Genomic DNA, 17,997 nt, shown 5'->3' on the forward strand with positions numbered 1-17,997 from the left:
CAATTTGGTTTTGATCAAAATGCTAAAAAAACGGGGCACCGTCTCTGCCCCCGCCTCTGGTTTCTGAGCGGACGGCAAACTGTGCGACAACAAACGAAAAAGCCAAAAAACTCGTCAGCATAAGGCCTGGAGCCCACGACCGGATTCGAACCGGTGACCTCTTCCTTACCAAGGAAGTGCTCTGCCTACTGAGCTACGTGGGCACTGCCCCGCTGTAAAAACTACAAAAAAAGGCCGAGGCCATTAGCCGGCGACCATTAACTCGCTGGAGCGGGAAACGGGTCTCGAACCCGCAACCCTCAGCTTGGAAGGCTGATGCTCTACCAATTGAGCTATTCCCGCCTTATTGTTAGCCTGCCCAAGCAACCCGATGGGGCGGTCGCCTGCCGTTCATTGCTTCGTCGGCCATTGTCGCGGCTATTGCGCCTGGTTACCAATAACAAGCACCTGCAGCCACCGCAGAAATTGGACGGAATAGCAATTGGTGGAGGGGGGAGGATTCGAACCTCCGAAGGCGTTGCCGACAGATTTACAGTCTGTTCCCTTTGACCGCTCGGGAACCCCTCCACTTATCCGGGCAGGCGTTGAAAAAAAGCCCCGGGCATCAGCACAATCCCTGACCCCCGAAGGATTCTGGACTTCCAACATCCATCTTCCATTCTGGAGCTGGCGATGGGACTTGAACCCGCAACCTGCTGATTACAAATCAGCTGCTCTGCCAGTTGAGCTACGCCAGCTTCGCAAGACGCGACATACTACTCGCTCACCGGACAAACATCAACCATTTTTTGCGGTCTCGGCAACCATCCGCCCAGGCCTCCCTGATCTCGGCCGGAAAAAAATCACCCGCCGCGGATTAGCCGCGGCGGGTGACGGGATAACAAAACGCGGGCGACTATTTTTCCTGTTGGCCGGCGAAGGCGCTGACCCGATACTTTTCAAAGGCCATGGCAAAAGTGCGATAAACCATGTGGGCCAGCTTGGTGTAAGGGGTGTAAAGGAAAAGCATAAAAACCGATACCAGGTGAAAAAAGTAGAAAAGGTAGGCCATCGAGGCTACGTCACCGAGGCGGAAAAACTGGGCGGCCATCCCGGTCACGCCCACCGCCATGATGATGCCGATCAGGTACCAGTCATAGAAGGTGGCGGCGGTTTTATTTTCCTGTTCCATCCGGGAACGGTTGACCCAGAGGATGCCGACTCCGACAATGAGGGCAATACCGGCAACATTGGCCAGGATTTTGAAGGGGTCGGTCATCGCCAGGGGCACGTGCAGCCCGTCGACAAACAGACCGATCACGTCCTTGCGGATCATGGCGTAAAGCGTCACCACAAAGAGGGCGATAAAGGCGAAGAGCAACGGCAGATGGCCATTCACCCGGCTTCGCTGGGCGCCGCACTCATTGAAGCGTTTGTGGGTCAGAATTTCCTTGATCGAGGGCACCAGAAACTGGCTGGTGAACTGGGTAACCGACGGCCGAAAATTGCTGTCGCCCGGCACCTGGGCGGCCATCCCCCGCCACATGTTGGATACCCCCCGATAGAAGGCGTAAAGGGCAAAAAGAAAGGCGGGGACAAAAATCAGATCGATCAAAATAACATTCTGGGTAAAGCCGGCGTACATGGTGGCATGAGCTTTGTCGCCATCAAAAAACACGCCGAAATCGATCATCTGGCCGGCCTCCGGCAACTTCATCCCACCGGACAGCCACCAGACAAGGCCGATCAGCAAGGTGGGGATCAGGATCATGATCGGCAGATTCTTGCCTTCACTGCAGAGCTTGGCCAGCCCCTGGGGAAAGCCGTAATGGGTGTAGGCATAGGCTCGAATAGCGCCCAGAACATCGCCGGGCTTGGCCCCGCGCGGACAATAGGCGGTACAGTCCCCGCATTGATGGCACAGCATGACATCCGGATCGGCAACCAGCTTCTCCTTGAGTCCCCACTGAGACCAGATCATCTCTTTGCGGGGGAAGGGCTTGCCATCTCCGGAAAGGGGACAGACCACCGAACAGGTGGCGCACTGATAACATTTCTTCAGGGTATCCCCCCCCGCACTCTTCAGATACTTGATAAACTCAAGATCAGGTTGAACCTTCATTCCCTCAGACATATGAAGCCTCCTGTTATCTCCCTTCCATATCCGCGCGCGGGCCCGAGAAAAAATACCCTACCCGGCAACACGGTGCGATTACCTGGATTACAAACCTGCGGCGACTCAAGGAATTCCACCGACAAGCACGGCGTCTGGGGGTAGCGGCGCCTGTGGATGCCTGTGAAATCTCCGGCCAACCGGCCGTTTACTTTACCCTTGCCCGGCCGGCCAATCAGCCTGCCGAATGGCGATCCGAATTAGATATAAAATATCGGTCGGTGGTTCAAGCAAAAAAAGCCTGAACCGCCGACCGGAAAAAGTATAGATGCTAGAATCCCTTGAAGGGGTTAGGACCAAGTCCCTTGACCTCTTCAATGAACTCGTTGATGACCTCGGAGACCGTGTCGTAATCGGTGATCGCTACCTGGCGCACCGCACAACGCTCCGCCTCCAGACCCAGCGAGCCCAAGGTCTCGCCGATATTGGCCATCCGCTTGTCGGCGATTTCGCTGCCCTTGACGAAGTGGCACTGGTAATCGTCGCCGAACTTGCAGCCCAGCAGCAGGGCCCCATCCATGCCGGCGGAAAGGGCGTCCTTGATCCAGACCATGTTCACCGAACCCAGGCAACGGACCGGGATCACCCGGACCAGGCTGTTAAGGCTGTACTTGCGCATCGCCGCCATATCGAGAGCGGGATAGGCATCGTTCTCGCAGACAAAGGCGATAATCCGGAGCTTGTCTTCATCGTCATCGGGAACTTCCACCGCCTTGACCATCGAGCCGACCATATCAATGCTGTAATTCTTGAAGCTGATGATCCGCTCGGGGCAAGCGCCCATGCAGGTGCCGCAGCGCCGGCAGCGGGTGGGGTTGGGCAGCGGAGTGCCTTTGGCGTCGTCGTCCAGGGCCCCGAAGGGACATTCCTCGGTGCAGCGCTTGCACTGGGTGCAGCGCTGGAAGTAGAACTCGGGATAGGCGCCGTCACCGGAACGGGGATGCACCGAAACCCCGCGATCGGTGCTTTCGATGCACTGGATGGCCTTCAAGGCCGCGCCGCAGGCGTCGTCCATGGTTTCCACCATTTCGGTGGCCTTGCGCACCCCGCCGCAGGCGTAAATGCCCGTGCGCCGGGTTTCATAGGGGAAGCAGATGAAGTTGGAGTCGGCATAGCCGTCGAACAACTCCAGATCCAGGAAAGCCGGACCCTGGCGGTAAGACATGTTGATGGTCGGCGCCAGAGCGGTGGTGGGCTTCATCCCGGCGGCCAGGACCACCATGTCCACCTTGATATCCATATCTTCCTGGAGCAGGCTGTCCTTGACATGGACCACCAGGCCGTCGCCGTCCTCTTCCACCCCGGTAACCGTGGCCTTGGTCATGAAGATGCCGTCGTTGTTCTGGGCTTCCTTGTAGAAAAGCTCCATGTTGCCGGGAGTCCGCATGTGCTGGTAAAGAATGTAAGCCTTGCCGTCGGGATTGTCCTCTCGCACATAGCTGGCCTGCTTGAGGGCCACCATGCTGGTGACCGAGTTGGCAAAGGGGAAATCCTTGTCGTTTTCCTCGCCGCCGGGGCTCTGGACAAAGGCCACGTTGGCGGGCACCTTGCCCTCTTTGGCCAGCTTTTCGAACTCGGCGTTGGTCACCACGTTCTGCAGCTTGCCGTGACCCAGATGCTCGAACTCGTCGACTTCGGCGGGAACCCAGCCGGTAGCCAGAACCACGGCGCCGACCTTTTCGGCATCGGGATTAGCTTCGGTGTATTTCTTGAAGCCGGCGTTGGGGTCTTCCATTTGGCCCTTGTCGATCTTATCCTGCATATCGACGGTAACCCGACTCGGCGCATCCCATTCGGTCCGGGTGCCGGCAGCCTTCAGGGTAACCTGGAAATCACCGGGAGCCCCGGCCACCCGGGCCACTTCGGTGCTGGTCTTGACCGTGATCCGGGAATCGGTCTGCACGGCGCTGATCAGTTCCTGGATGGTTGATTCCTCCAAACCGGCCCAGGGCGCCTTGGTGGGCAATTGCTTGCGCCAGCCCAGGGCCTTGCCTCCCAGTTTGTCCGCTTTTTCCACCAGCAGGACTTCATGCCCGGCCTTGGCGGCTTCCCGGGCCGCGGTAAGGCCGGCAATGCCGCCCCCCATGACGAGAATCCGCCGGTTGACGGTTTCCAGGTGATGGGGGACCGGAAGTTCGATTTTCTTGGCCTGGGTGCAGGCCATCCGGACATAGTCCTGGGCCAGCTCGTTGCTGAACTCGTTGATAACCTCCTGGCTCCGCTCCTCGCTGGGCTTGTCCATCGACCAGACTACGCCTTCACGCAGGTTGGCCCGCACGGTGATGGAGTCCTCGCCGAAATTGAATTCTTCTTTCCAGACCCTGGGTGAACAGGCGACGATCACGGGAACATTGACACCGTCATTGGCCATGTCGTCCTTGATCAGCTGCCGGCCGGCCTCGCTGCAGACCGCCTCATGGGTCTTGGCGGTCATCTTGTATTCGCCGGCAATCCCGCTGAGCCCTTCAACATCCAAGGCCTCACCGATGCCACAACCTGTGCAGATATATACCCCGTACTTCTTATCCATAGTCAAATTACCTCCTCGACGCTTGAATCGCTTTCATTGCCGCCGCCGTAGCGCTCTGGGCGCAGGTTACGACGTCGGACGCCTTCTTGGCGCAGCCCGCGGAAATCATCCCCTCTTCCTGGGAGACGATGAAGCTGTTGTCATCCGTGGTCAACCCAAGCGCCTTGGCCTGATCGCCGATGGCGGGTTGCATGCCGGTAGCCAGCACGGCCAGGTCAACCTTGGTCTTGACCTTGTCGCCGGTAACGGCGTTTTCCGCCACCAGGGTTACCCCGCCATCCGCCTCGGCGATGATCTCGGCGACCTTGCCCTTGATCCAGGTGATTTTTTTGTCGGCCTGGAGTTTTTCCCGAAATTTTTCGTACTTGCCGGGCGTCCGCAGGTCAATGTAGAAAACGGTGATCGGGGCTTCCGGGTACTGGGCCCGGATGTAGTTGATCTGCTTCAAGGAGGCCATGCAGCAGATGTAGGAACAATATTCGAGATGATTTTCATCCCGGGAGCCGGCACATTGCACAAAGGCAAAGCTGGCGGGCTCGGCATTATCGCCGGGACGCAGGATCTTGCCGGCGGTGGGGCCGTTGGACGAGGCCAGACGCTCCATCATCATATTGGTGATAATGGCGGGACTGGAACCAAACTTGAGGTTTTCCATCTTGGTGGGATCATAGGGATCCCAACCGGTGGCCCAGACGATGGTGCCCACATCGACGGTCAGTTCCTTTTCCTGCATGTCCAACTCAACCGCATCATATTTGCAGGCGGCCACAATGGCATCCAGGCTGGCGGAACTGCAGGCGTCCTTGTCCAACACATAACGAGCCGGGAAGGCATGATCATGGGGCTTGCGCACCGCCTTGACCTTGTCCATGCCGAAATTGAAGGGGTTGTCCACTTCGTCCTGGCAGACCTCGCCACAGTCGCCGCAGCAGGTGCAATTGCTGTTGATGTAGCGGGGACGGGCAACCAGCTTCACCTGGTAATTGCCGGGACCGCCGGCCACGCTCTTTACCTCGGTCATGGTATAAACCCTGATCCGGCGGTTGTTTTTAATCCTCTGGTAATTGATCTCAAGTCCACAGGACGGCGGGCAAAGCTTGGGGAAGTACTGGTTGAGTTGGGAAACCCGGCCACCCAGATAGGGGTTTTTCTCCACCAGAAAGACGTCCTGTCCGACTTCGGCGGCCTCTAGGGCGGCCGTCAGTCCGCTGATGCCGCCGCCAACGACCAATACAGCTCCTGCGGGTGCACTGCGTTCATCTGTCATGCCTCTCCTCCATTCATTAAAGTAGATAAAGTGATGCGTAAAGGCCCTTTGGTTTTCTTTGACTCAAGCTGGCACTCGCGATGAACGACCTGACATGATGGGCCGCGACCTAGTTAACGGGCCGGACCAGGTTCCAGGTTTGAGCCGAGCATCCGCTTCAGGCAAAGCAGGAAACAGGAGCTGAAGCCTTACCGCTTCGGGAAATAAACCAAATAAAGAGCACTGGCAAGAAGATTAAAGTGCGTGATAGAAAAAATCTCCAGGCGCCTGGTTCGACGCCTGGAGATTTTTGTTTACCAAGCAAACATCATTGGTTCAACCTGGCTGGGGCGATTACAGCCACGGCTCGGTTTCAACGATGTTGATGCAGTTGACCTTCTCGCACTTCCATTCCTCGGTCTTGGGATCGAAGGTGGAGTTGACGAAGACCTTCCAGTTCTCGTCATCACAGGTCGGGTAATCGGACCGGTAGTAGAAGCCCGGATAACGGGATTCCTTCCGGAACTCGATGTGGCGGATGTGGGTTTCAACACACCAGATCCGGTGGTAGTTCTCCCAGCAGCGCATCAACTCGTGCAGGTCGCCGGCCGCCATCAACTCGGAATCTTCCCGCATCATCTTGAGCAGATCCAAGCAGATGTTGAGCAGCTTGCCGGAGGTCATGTAATAGGTGGCAACACCGCCGCCGTACTCGTCGGTTGCCTTCATCAGGCGCATCATCAAGCCGGCGGGCTTGCAGTAGTTGGGGTTGACATCAACCGCGGTGGTCTTGGCGGCATGCTCGAGGTAGCGCTTAACCGGTGCGTAAATCTCATCGGCGTATTCCTGGGAGCTCTTGGGCAGCTCGGGCTTGAAGTCGGGATTGTCGCGGCAGAACTTAACCATCTGCTTGGCCACGATCCGGCCTTCGGCATGGGAGCCGGAGGAGAACTTGTGGCCGGAGGCGCCCACGCCGTCACCGGCGGTGAAGAGACCATCAACGGTGGTCATCCGGTTGTAGCCCCACTTGTACTGGTGGCTGCGGGGGCCGTCAACGGTGGGTACCCAGTCCTCGTTGGGGCCGGAGGTCCAGATGCCGCAGCAACCGGAGTGGCTGCCCAGCATGTAGGGTTCGGTGGGCATGATCTCGGAACCGATCTTCTCGGGCTCGATGTTCATACCGGCCCAGAGACCTGCCTGACCAACGGACATGTCGAGGAAGTCTTCCCAGGCTTCGGACTCAAGGTGCTTCCAGAACTTCTTGACATCCTTTTCGTCCATGCCGGCGGCCCGACGCTCTTCCAGGAAGGCGTTGAGGGCTACGTCGGTGGCCATGTAGATGGGACCGCGACCAGCTTTCAGCTCGTTGAGCATCAGGTGGTTCCGCAGACAGGTCGGGGTCACGGCGGACTGGCCATAGGGCATGAACTTGGAAAGCTCATCCTTGACCGAGTCGGAGTTGGCGTAGAACTCGCCCAGGCCGTTCTGAACCTTGGCCTTGAAGAGGAGGAACCAGGCGCCTACAGGGCCGTAACCGTCTTTGAAGCGGGCCGGGGTGAAGCGGTTTTCCATCATGGTCAGGGTGGCGCCGACCTGGGCGCACATGGTGTAGGTGGAGCCGGCGTTCCATACCGGATACCAGGCCCGACCCTTACCTTCACCGGTGGACCGGGGCCGGAAGATATTGACCGCGCCGCCGCAGGCACAGAGCGCGGTCTTGCAACGGAAAACATGAACCTGGTTTTCACGGGTGGAGAAGCCCACGGCGCCGGCGATCTGGTTTTCCTTGTTCTTGTCCAGGATCAGCTTGACGATGAAGATGCGCTCCAGGATGTTCTCTTCGCCCAGGGCGGTCTTGGCCGGCTCGGCGACGATGCACTTGTAGGACTCGCCGTTGATCATGATCTGCCATTTGCCGGTCCGAACCGGCTCACCGCCTTCACGCAGGGTGGGAGCGGGCTTGTCGCCGGGGAGGTTGTCGCCCTTGTCGTCCTTCTTCCAGATGGGCAGACCCCATTCCTCGAAGAGCTTGACCGATTCATCAACGTGACGACCCAGATCGTAGATCAGGTCTTCCCGAACCACGCCCATCAGGTCGTTGCGGACCATCTTGACGTAGTTTTCGATCTTGTTGGCGCCGATGTAGGTGTTGATGGCGGACAGGCCCTGGGCCACGGCGCCGGAGCGCTCCAAGGAGGCCTTGTCAACCAGTTTGATCTTGAGGTCGGCCGGGGCCCACTTCTTGATTTCGAAGGCGGTGCCGCAAGCGGCCATACCACCGCCGATGATCAGAACATCGACGTCATGCTCAACAATTTCGGGATTGGCAACGGCGGGCAACTCGCCCAACGGCTTATTCGGTAATGCCATAATAGTTTCTCCTTATTTTTTTACTTATGTTCAAGTAATGATTACCTGTTCAGTCGTTGCCGTCCTTACTTGGCCAGCGCGGCGGGAACCGGCAGTTCGGCTTCCAGCAGCAGACGTTCGTCATCCAGGTTCTCGCCCTTGGCGTCGGTGTATGCATTGGCGGCGCCTTCAGCGGTGGTCCGGATCGGGAACTTGAAACGCTTCAGGTTGCCGTTACGGAACTTGACGGTCCACATGATGGAATCGGAACTCCGCATGGGGTGAACCTGGCCGCCCATGGGCACGAAGTCGTTGTAGCCGCGGACGGCGATGGCGCCCTGCGGACAGATTTTCACGCAAGAGTAACACTCCCAGCATGCATCGGGCTCCTGGTTGTAAGCCTTCATCTCGTCCTTGTTCAAGACCATCAGGTCGTTGGGACAGATGTACATGCAAGCAGTCTTATCACCGCCCTTGCAACCATCACACTTTTCGGTTTCGACATAGCTCGGCATTCACAAACCTCCTCAAAATTGAGTTTGAATTTTGTCGGCTCGATCTCCCCACTATAAGTGAGGAAACCAAGCCCACGGCACCTTAACCTGAACCTCGTTTTTGCTTTGAAATATTTCGCCGCCGACCGAACTTGACGGCGAAGAAGAGCGGCGCATTCTCGAAAGGATGATCACCGCACCCGGCCCCTTACTCAGCCGCCTTTGCCCATGGCGACGGGGCAAACCCATATTTTTTTCAGAAAAATGAAGGGGCGCTCATATTTTCTGACTCAGGTTTCTATAATTTTTCACCCGCCAAATGTCAAGAAAAAAACTCCCTGCCGGCAAACCCGGACGGGACATCGTTTAATAATTGACACATTGGGAAGGGAAGATTATTTATGTATGTTTTGTAATGATCTAGCAGGATTTTCCGTGGCTTCAGGCTCCTTTAATTGACCCTCCGCCCTTTAGCCGCTTCCATTGCGGACAAGGCCACCTTGTCCCGGACCAAATGAGGAAGCAACAATGAGCAACAAGCAGCAAGAAAACGAACGTCCGCCCATTTTCAGCAACAACCCCAGCAACATCATGCCGCAGAAGCTGACCCTCGACAGCAAGCTGAAGTTTCGCTGTCATCCCGGAGTTTCCTGCTTCACGGCCTGTTGCGGCAACATCAATATAATCCTGACCCCCTATGATATCCTGCGGATCCGCCGGGCTCTGAACCTGCCCGCCGAGGAGTTCCTGCTCCGCTATACTACCCCGACCTACCTGGAAAAAACCGATCTGCCCGGGGTCAAGATCATGCTCGACGAGGAGGGTCGCTGTCCCTTCGTTACCCCCGAAGGTTGCACCATCTATCCTTACCGGCCGACCACCTGCCGCTATTACCCGGTGGGAATGTCCTATTTCCGCGAGGCCCCGGAAAAGAAAGACGAAAAGGCCCTTGCCGAGGAATTTTATTTCCTGGTCAAGGAGGAGCACTGCAAAGGCCACCTGGAAGACAAAATCCAGACCATCCAGGAATGGCGGGTCGACCAGGGGATCGATGAGTCGGACCTCATGAACAAGGAGTGGATGGAACTGGTCATGCGGCGCAAATCCTTCGGCTACCAAGCCACCTTAAGTGAACCGGCCAAGCGGATCTTTTTCCTGGCCAGCACCGACCTGGACAAGTTCCGCGACCTGGTCTTCAGCGACGCCTTTCTCTCCTCCTACGAGTTTGATGAGGAAACCCTGCAAAAGCTGCGCGAGGACGACATCGAGTTGATGCGTTTCGCCTTCCGCTTCCTGGCCGCCACCATTTTCGGTATCCGCGACTCCGGCCTCAAGGTCCGGGAAGAACGTCTCCAGCAGAAGATGGAGCAGATCAAAAAGCACCGGGCCGGGGCCGAAAAACGGGCCCAGGAAACCTACCAGGAGCTGCTCCAGGACCATGAAAAGCTGAAAAAACAGGCGGGTGCCAAAAAATCCGCCGCCCCCGGCAAAGGTTCCGCCGACTAGCTTAACAAGTCACCGGCGCAGGCCAGCCATTGCCTGGCGGGGGCCTCGGCGGAGATCCGGACCGCCCGAGAACCCGGAGGCGGCCCCCGGACTTGCCAGAGGGGGATCGTCAGCGGGCAGGAAAAATAAGCCGGAAGCAGGCGCCCTGCCCCGGTTCGCTTTCCACCTCGATGCGGCCATAATGGGCATCGACGATGTTTTTGACGATGGCCAGGCCCAGGCCGGTGCCCCGATGTTTATCGGTATGGAAGGGCTGGAAGATCTTGTCCCGCCGTTCAGGGGAAATACCGATTCCGCTATCGGCGATTTCCACCACTTGCCCGGCTTTGACCCTGACGCCCCGGCGCCGGCTGCGCAGGGTCAGGGTTCCCCCTTCCGGCATGGCCTGAGTGGCGTTGAGCATGATGTTCAGCAGGGCCCGGTAAACCTGTTCCCGGTCGATGAGCAGCGGGGGCAGCTTGTCATCCAGTTCGAGCTGGGCTTTGATGGAGCGGTTCTCCAGTTCGGGCGTCAAAAAAGTCAGGGCCTGGCGCAGCACCTCGTTGATCGACTCGGGAGCCCGTTTCGGCGTCTGGGGCCGGGCAAAATCAAGAAATTCACGCACGATCCCGTCCAGCCGTCCGGTCTCGGCCACGATGATTTCCGCCAGGTGCTCATTGCCGGGGGCCGCCTTTTGCAGACGTTTGCCGAGGATGGCCGCAGTGCTGCGGATGATCCCCAGGGGGTTTTTGATCTCGTGGGACACCGAGGCCACCATCTTGCCCAGGGTGGCCAGCTTCTCGCTCTGGTGCAACTGCTGTTCCAGGCGCCGCCGTTCCGCGGCCCGCTTCTCCATAATTCTTTCGGCCCGCCCCACAATGATTCGCAGAACCGCGAAAAGGGCCGACATGATCAGCATTGAAATCAGGATTACCGCCCCCTGGAAGCGGGCAATCGCTTCCATGTCCTCGGACAAATCCTGGACCACCTCGATAACCCCCATGATGATATCCGGCTTATCGTCCAGCGGGGTATATTGAATAAATGGGATGAAGGTATGCAGCTGGGAAGTGCTAGGGGTCACCCAGGGCAGCGCTCCCCAGGGGCCGCCCTGGGTTGCCAGCCGGGAGGCGCTGCGACCATCCAGGGCCTGGAGATATTCCTCTCCGCCCACATCCCGCTGGCCGATTTTCTCATTGACGGTACTGTAGGAAATGATGTTTTCCCGGGAATCATAGATGGTCACGGCCTGGACCCGCATCCCGTGGGTGGTATTGCGGACCACCGCGTCCAGCAGCTGGTACTGCTCGGGGGTGCGCAGGGCGATCTTGCCGTAATGGAGCACCGTGGGGACCACGAACTGCTGGAACACCTGGTGACTCAGGTTCTCGGTCACCACCAGGGCATAGGCCTCGCTGCGCTCCAGCAGGGTCCGTTGGGCATAGTTGGAAATCAGCCAGGAAAGGGCCAGGGTAAAAACCAGGAAAACCGCCAAGCTGGTGAAGGAAAAAAACTTCACCAGCCGAAAGGGCTTCATCGCCGCGATTTCAGCCCCGTCAACCGGTTTTCGGATCCGTTCAACCACCACACACCCCGCAACGACGGCAACTTGCCACCCGGCAAGCCTCGGTACTCCGTCCCTTCAAACCCCGCCTGTACTCCGCCAGAAGATACTCCGGCTTGATGCCGGGAGCAATAATTTCCCAGGGGAAGAGTTCCCCGCCGGCCCGTTGCCGCCCGGCATACCAGTCCGGATCCAAGCCCTGCTGCAGCAGCTGGCGCCGCCAGTTGCCGCTTTGGCCGGCGGCCAGGGCTATCAGGGCCAAACCCAGGCGGCGGTCCCCCCGGGCCAGCACCGCCTGCCAGTAGGCGCGCTCCGGCGATTCGGCGCTGATGCGGACATTGGCTTCGGGACGCAATTCCTGCTGAAGCAGGCGCAGACGCCGGCGCAGCAGGGTTACCCCGGCAAAGGGATGATATTGAAAAGGGGTCCAGGGCTTGGGGACAAAGGAGCTGACGCTGAGCTGAATTTCCGTAAGCCGGCCCCGGGCCCGGCCCAGAGGAAGCAGGCGGCGCCGCAATTTGCCAATCATGACGACCAGTTCCTGTAAATCATCATCTTCCTCGGTGGGCAGGCCGATCATGCAGTAAAGCTTGACCGTGGTGATCCCGCTGCCGGCCAGGGCCTCGGCCGCCTGCAAAATTTCATCCTCGGTCAGGTTCTTGTTGATCACCCGCCGCAGCCGCTCCGAAGCGCCGTCGGGGGCCAGCACCGCCGTCTTGATCCCGCTGCCGGCCAGGAGCCGGAGCAACTCCGGGGTAAGGGCGTCGGCCCGCAGCGAGGAAAAGGAAAGCTCGCAGCCGGCCTGCTCAATGAATTCGCTGATCCGGGCCAGAGTCCCGGGCTCGGCCATCTCCATCCCCAGCAGCCCTACCCGCTTGATGTCGGGCGGCCGCTGGGCCAGGGCGGCATAAATCGCCGCCGGCGACCAGAGCCGGGGCGGCCGGTACACAAAACCGGCGGCGCAGAACCGGCAGCCCCGGCTGCAACCCCGGCCCAATTCCACCAGAAAAAGATCGCTGAACTCGGCCTGGGGGCTGAGCAGGCGCGAGTAACCGGCGATTTCCGGTTCCTCTAAAAGCACCGGCCTGATTCGCTCCGGCAACCCCTGAGCGGCAGTCATGGCCGCCAAGCGCCCGTCCGGATGATAGCGGGGGGTATAAAAACGAGGAGCATAGCAGCCGGGCAAGGAGGTGGCCAGATCACGCAGCAGTTCTTCCCGGCCCGCCGCCGCAACCCCATGGCTCACCAGCCGCTCCAGCACGGCGGGCAGAATCGCCTCCGCCTCACCGATGATGAAAAGATCGGTGACCGGGGCCAGGGGTTCGGGGTTCATCCAGACCGCCACCCCCCCGCCGACGATCAGCGGGCGATGGTCAGCACCTGGGCCGGCCGCCGGGGAGATGCCGCCGGCGGCCAGCATCTGCAGCAGGTTGAGGGTATCGCCCTCAAAGGAGAGCGAGTAGCAGATCAAGGGGAAATCGCGCAGGGGGCGGCCCGACTCCAGGGAAAGCGGGGGCTGGCCGGGCGGCGGCAGCACAAAGCGCTCCGCCACCACCCCGGGATGTTCATTGAGCAGGTCGTAAACCAGTTGCAGGCCGAGGTTGGAGGTCGCGACCCGATAGCTGCTGGGAAAAATCAGCGCCACCGGCAGCAGGCCGGTCCATTTCTTGCGCCAGGTTCCCCTCTCGCCGGCCAGGAGGTCGGGGGGCGCCGATTCCCGCCGGCGGAGGCGAGGTTGACGGGGGGGGCGACGACTGGCGGCCCTCGGCAGATAAGGGGCGGTTGCCGGCCCGATCAGGTTCGGCGCCATGCGGTCAGACCGGCGGCGGGCCGGCCGGGGCAAGCTGGGGACCACGCTGAACCTGGCGCGGCGGCGCTGTTTGAGGTAACGTTCACCCTCATCAAGGCCTGCCGTCAGCTCTCGTTTTTGCGCAGAAAGGTCGGGCGCTCGAAATCATCTTCGAAGATCCGATCCGGAAAGGGCTTGCGCCCGCCCTGGCCGGCGGCTTCACGGACACAACCGCCGTTCTTGCCGGTCAGGGGCAGTTTCTGAGCCGTGAGTTCCCTTTTCGCTCCCAACGGCAGGGGGCGGATCTTGTCGGAAACCTCCTCGAGCTCCTCCACCGCGCGAATGCCGGTGGCGATCACGGTTACCCGCAGCTCATCGCCCAGGTTGTCATCAAAAATAACCCCCAGGATGATATTGGCGTCCTCGTGCACCTCCTCGTAGATCTTGGTGGTCGCCTGGGTCACTTCGGCCATGGTCAGGGTATCCTGGCGGGCGGAAATGTTGACCAGCACCCCCTTGGCTCCATCGATGCTGATATCCTGGAGCAGGGGGCTGGCGATGGCCATGTTGACCGCCTCGATGGCCCGGTTTTCTCCGACGCCCTGGCCGGCGCCCATCAGGGCCGGTCCCATCTCGTTCATCACCGTGCGGACATCGGCAAAGTCCGGGTTGATATAACCGGGCAGGTTGATCAGGTCGGTAATGCCCTTGACGGCCTGGACCAGGACATCATCGGCCATTTTCATGCCGTCGATGAAGCGGGTTCCTTTCTGGGCCAGGGAAATCAGGCGGTCATTGGGAATGGTGATAATCGTGTCGACATGGGCTTTAAGTTCCTTCCAGCCGTTATCGGCATTTTTCATCCGGGTACGCCCTTCGAAGGCGAAGGGCTTGGTAACCACGCCGACGGTCAGGGCCCCCATTTCCTTGGCCACCCGGGCCACCACCGGAGCCCCGCCGGTGCCGGTACCACCACCCAGTCCGGCCGTGACAAAGACCATGTCACTGTCCTGGAGCAGGTTGCGGATCTCGTCGATTGATTCTTCCGCCGCCTCCCGGCCGACATCGGGTCGGGCTCCCGCCCCCAACCCTTTGGCCAGGGAGGGCCCGATCTGGATGCGGATATCGGCCTTGGACTGCTCCAGGGCCTGCAGGTCGGTGTTGCCGGTGATAAACTCCACCCCCACAAGTCCGCTTTCCACCATGGTATTGACGGCGTTGCCGCCCCCGCCGCCAATGCCGAAAACCTTGATTCTCGCCCGCGATTCCGCTTCCGCCAGTTTAAATGCCATAGCCTGCCCCCTTGTGCTAACGATTATCTGCCGACCACGCCACGACCGCCGTCCGTGGCGCAACTTAAATCACGCTTTTGAACCATTCCTTCATCCGGCTGCCGAGCCGGGTAAACATTTTGCCGGAGCGCACCCTGAACCCACCGGCCGGGTCGTGGCGGGTTCCGTAGATCAACAGCCCCACCGCCGTGGCCCACTGGGGGGAATCCACCATCTCGTCCAGGCCTTCAAGGTTGGCGGGGTAGCCGATCCGGACCGGCAAATCAAAAATCTGCTCGGCCAGTTCCTCGATGTGCTCGAGCATGGCGGTGCCCCCGGTCAAGACCAGCCCGGCATTGACCAGTTCCTTATAGCGCGAATCGACCATTTCCTGGTTGATCAGGGTCAGCATTTCCTCCACCCGCGGCTCCAGGATCTCGCCCATGACCCGGCGGGAAAGCCGGCGGGATTTACGGCCGCCCACGCTGGGAACCTCGATGACCTGGTCCTTGTCGATCAGCGAGGCCAGAGCGCAACCAAATTCTTCCTTGAGCCGTTCGGCTTCCCGCAGGGGAGTCCGCAGCCCCACCGAAAGATCATTGGTCAGGTTATGGCCGCCCAGGCCCAGGACAAAAGTATGCTTGATGGTGCCCCCGGAAAAAACCGCCAGATCGGAAGTGCCGCCCCCGATATCGAGCAGGCCCACCCCCAGCTCCATTTCCTCGCGGGTCAGGACCGCCTCCGCCGAAGCCAGGGGTTCAAGAACCACGTCGGCCACGTTGAGGCCGGCCCGATTGCAGCACTTAACGATATTGTGCACCGCGGTCACCGCCCCGGTCACGATATGGACATCGGCTTCCAGCCGCACCCCGGTCATGCCGATGGGGTCCTGGATATCGGGCTGGCCATCGACGATGAATTCCTGGGGCAGAACATGGATGATCTCCTGATCCGGGGGCATCGGTACCGCCCGGGCCGCATCCACCACCCGATCGATATCGTCCTGGCTGATTTCCCCGGAACGAATGGGAATCAGGCCGTGGGAATTGAAGCCCTTGATATGACTGCCGGCAATCCCCACATAAACCGAGCCGATCTCGCAGTCGGCCATCTGTTCGGCCTCTTCCACCGCCCGCCGGATCGAATCCACCGTACTTTCGATGTTGACCACCACCCCCCGGCGCAGCCCCACCGAGGGGGCCCGGCCAACCCCGATTATTTTCACCTGCCGGCCATAAACCTCGGCCACCACCGCGCAAATCTTGGTGGTCCCGATATCCAGACCGACCAGCAGTTCTCCCTTTTCATCCCGACTCATGCTCTTTCCTCTTCTTGGCCTGCTCTTTTGCTCAACCGCCGTTGCCCCTTTCAACCAGCACCCGGTCCGGCAGATAATCCATGCGAATGGCGGCGGTGTCCGTAAAAACTCTCTCCTTGTAGAGCCAGTTCAATACCTGGGCCAGGCGATTATAATTCCGGGACACTTCCCGGCTTTCCCCCAGGTAAATGGGGAAGGGACGGCTGACCAGAAAAAGGGTCATGGTCCCCTCCTCGCCCAGGTTAATCTCCGATATCCCCTGGGCCGGCAAGATCACCCCGCCCCGCCCGGCCTGGCGAATCAGGCTCAAGGCCCGCTGCAGGGCCTGGCGCTGTTCTTCCCCCCAGTCGCCGGCGGTGCCCAGACCGGTTATCACCGGAAAATCCAAATCCTCCGGCGGCAAGGCCCGGGCAAACGGCACTCCGAAGCGGTCCGTGTAATAAAGGCCCCCGGGCAGGCTCAACAGAGCCAGCGGCCGCCGCTCCTGGACCGTGATCTCCAGGCGGTTGGGCCAGTCCCGCCGGACCTCGGCCGCCTCGATCCAGTCGTGGGCCTCGATCCGGGCCCGGACTTTGCCGGCGGACAGGGCCAGCAGGTTGCTGTGGACGTCAACTCCGCTCAGGGCCAGCACTTCTTTTTTGGTGGTCCGAACGTTGCCTTCGATCCTGATCGAGGTGATCTGGAAAAAGGCCGACTGGCCCAGTTGCTGCCAGACCAGCAGGCCGCCAAGGCCGGCAACCGCCAGCAACCCCGCCAGGACCGCCCCGAGCACCGCCAGCTTGCCGCCCAGCCCGGCGGAGCCGGCCGGGGAAAAGCCCCGGCGCTGGCCCCATTTTTTTTGCTGTAACGGCTTTTTCATTCTCTTTCAAACCCCAGCAGGTGAACTTCGGGCTCCAATCTCACCCCAAACCGGGCAAGAACCTGCTCCTGGACCAGCTTCATCAGGGCCAGAAGATCCGCCGCCCGCGCCCCCTGACTGTTAATCAGAAAGTTAGCGTGCTTGCGGGACACCTGGGCTCCCCCCACCCGAACGCCTTTCAAACCCGCTTGCTCAATCAGCCGGCCGGCATAATCGCCGGGTGGATTCTTGAAAAATGAACCGGCGCTGGCGACCCCCCGGGGTTGGGCGGCCCGGCGCTGTTCATGCCGCTGCCGCACCAGGGCCTGGATTGTTGCAGGCTCGCGAGCCACCAGGGCCAGAATCGCGGCCCCAACCACCTCATCGGCGGCCAGCCCCTGGACCAGCCGGTAGGAAAATTCCAGGGCCGAGCGGTTTATCACCCGCACCCGGCCGCCACTGACAACTTCCAAAGCGTGCACCCGTTCGCCCAGAGATTCCCCCCAGGCCCCGGCATTCATCATCACCGCCCCTCCGATGCTGCCGGGGATCCCGGCCAGAAACTCCAAGCCCCCCAAGCCCCGTTTCAGCGCCCAGGCCAATAGGGCCGCCAGGCTGCAGCCGGCCTCAACCCGAACCAAAACCCGGTCGGCGGCTTCCCTCCCGGCAGGTTCCGGGGCCACCGGCACCCGGGTGATCCGGCCCAGGCGCTGACCCAGGATAATCGCCACCCCGGCATAGCCCTCATCGGCCACCAGCAGATTGCTGCCTCGGCCCAGAACCCGGCGCGGACAGCCCAGCCAGTCCAGCAGGGCCAGCAGGGAGGCCAGTTGGGCCAGGGTGGAGGGCCGGGCCGCCACCGCCGCCGGTCCCCCCACCCGCAGGGTGGTCAGGGGCGCCAGGGGCTCGTTGCGGCGCAGCTCACCGTCCCAGTTTTCAGAGAACAGGGGGCACTCGGCAG

General features: G+C 60.3%; 12 protein-coding genes and 4 tRNA genes. 1 reads left to right on the forward strand and 15 read right to left on the reverse strand.

Annotated features, from left to right (window positions below):
- Nucleotides 1-127: 127 nt before the first annotated feature.
- The 9 genes from ACHHTY_RS10230 to aprB form a co-directional block, all read right to left on the reverse strand.
- A tRNA-Thr gene (locus tag ACHHTY_RS10230) sits at nt 128-203 on the reverse strand.
- A gap of 63 nt (nt 204-266) precedes the next feature.
- Nucleotides 267-342: transfer RNA gene (locus ACHHTY_RS10235), tRNA-Gly, on the reverse strand.
- Nucleotides 343-482: 140 nt separating this feature from the next.
- Nucleotides 483-567, reverse strand: a tRNA-Tyr gene (locus ACHHTY_RS10240).
- A 94-nt stretch (nt 568-661) separates the two neighbouring features.
- Nucleotides 662-737 (reverse strand) — tRNA-Thr (locus ACHHTY_RS10245).
- A gap of 158 nt (nt 738-895) precedes the next feature.
- Nucleotides 896-2,113 carry a quinone-interacting membrane-bound oxidoreductase complex subunit QmoC gene (qmoC, locus tag ACHHTY_RS10250; RefSeq protein ID WP_395494035.1) on the reverse strand — a complete coding sequence of 406 codons (1,218 nt, stop codon included), beginning with the start codon at nt 2,111-2,113 and terminating at the stop codon, nt 896-898.
- A gap of 310 nt (nt 2,114-2,423) precedes the next feature.
- A complete protein-coding gene (locus tag ACHHTY_RS10255; RefSeq protein ID WP_395494036.1) occupies nt 2,424-4,682 on the reverse strand; it encodes an FAD-dependent oxidoreductase in 2,259 nt (752 codons plus the stop codon).
- 7 nt (nt 4,683-4,689) lie between these two features.
- A complete protein-coding gene (locus tag ACHHTY_RS10260) occupies nt 4,690-5,949 on the reverse strand; it encodes a CoB--CoM heterodisulfide reductase iron-sulfur subunit A family protein (RefSeq protein ID WP_395494037.1) in 1,260 nt (419 codons plus the stop codon).
- Nucleotides 5,950-6,282: 333 nt separating this feature from the next.
- Complete coding sequence (aprA, locus tag ACHHTY_RS10265) at nt 6,283-8,298, reverse strand: adenylyl-sulfate reductase subunit alpha (protein WP_395494038.1); 2,016 nt, start codon at nt 8,296-8,298, stop codon at nt 6,283-6,285.
- A gap of 65 nt (nt 8,299-8,363) precedes the next feature.
- The gene (aprB, locus tag ACHHTY_RS10270) at nt 8,364-8,792 is read right to left on the reverse strand and encodes an adenylyl-sulfate reductase subunit beta (RefSeq protein ID WP_395494039.1); all 429 of its coding nucleotides are present in this window, start codon (nt 8,790-8,792) and stop codon (nt 8,364-8,366) included.
- 507 nt (nt 8,793-9,299) lie between these two features.
- On the opposite strand from aprB, the gene ACHHTY_RS10275 reads away from it, so the two are divergent.
- Complete coding sequence (locus ACHHTY_RS10275; protein WP_395494041.1) at nt 9,300-10,277, forward strand: YkgJ family cysteine cluster protein; 978 nt, start codon at nt 9,300-9,302, stop codon at nt 10,275-10,277.
- Nucleotides 10,278-10,386: 109 nt separating this feature from the next.
- Here ACHHTY_RS10275 and ACHHTY_RS10280 read toward each other — a convergent pair whose 3' ends face one another.
- The 6 genes from ACHHTY_RS10280 to murB form a co-directional block, all read right to left on the reverse strand.
- Nucleotides 10,387-11,841: a sensor histidine kinase gene (locus ACHHTY_RS10280; protein ID WP_395494042.1), complete on the reverse strand. Its 1,455-nt coding sequence runs from the start codon at nt 11,839-11,841 to the stop codon at nt 10,387-10,389.
- The gene (locus ACHHTY_RS10285; protein ID WP_395494043.1) at nt 11,834-13,630 is read right to left on the reverse strand and encodes a radical SAM protein; all 1,797 of its coding nucleotides are present in this window, start codon (nt 13,628-13,630) and stop codon (nt 11,834-11,836) included. Before ACHHTY_RS10285 ends, ACHHTY_RS10280 begins: the two co-directional genes overlap by 8 nt.
- A 104-nt stretch (nt 13,631-13,734) precedes the next feature.
- On the reverse strand, nt 13,735-14,901 hold the full coding sequence (gene ftsZ, locus ACHHTY_RS10290; RefSeq protein WP_395494044.1) for a cell division protein FtsZ: 1,167 nt from the start codon (nt 14,899-14,901) through the stop codon (nt 13,735-13,737).
- A gap of 64 nt (nt 14,902-14,965) precedes the next feature.
- Nucleotides 14,966-16,198 (reverse strand): cell division protein FtsA, encoded by a 1,233-nt coding sequence (gene ftsA, locus ACHHTY_RS10295; protein ID WP_395494046.1) that lies wholly within the window; start codon nt 16,196-16,198, stop codon nt 14,966-14,968.
- 31 nt (nt 16,199-16,229) lie between these two features.
- On the reverse strand, nt 16,230-17,057 hold the full coding sequence (locus tag ACHHTY_RS10300) for a cell division protein FtsQ/DivIB (RefSeq protein ID WP_395494047.1): 828 nt from the start codon (nt 17,055-17,057) through the stop codon (nt 16,230-16,232).
- Nucleotides 17,054-17,997 (reverse strand): UDP-N-acetylmuramate dehydrogenase (murB, locus tag ACHHTY_RS10305; protein WP_395494048.1); only part of this gene is annotated, 944 nt, incomplete at its 5' end. The genes ACHHTY_RS10300 and murB, both read right to left, overlap by 4 nt.

This window comes from Desulfurivibrio nitratireducens, from assembly GCF_044068515.1.
GTDB lineage: Bacteria > Desulfobacterota > Desulfobulbia > Desulfobulbales > Desulfurivibrionaceae > Desulfurivibrio.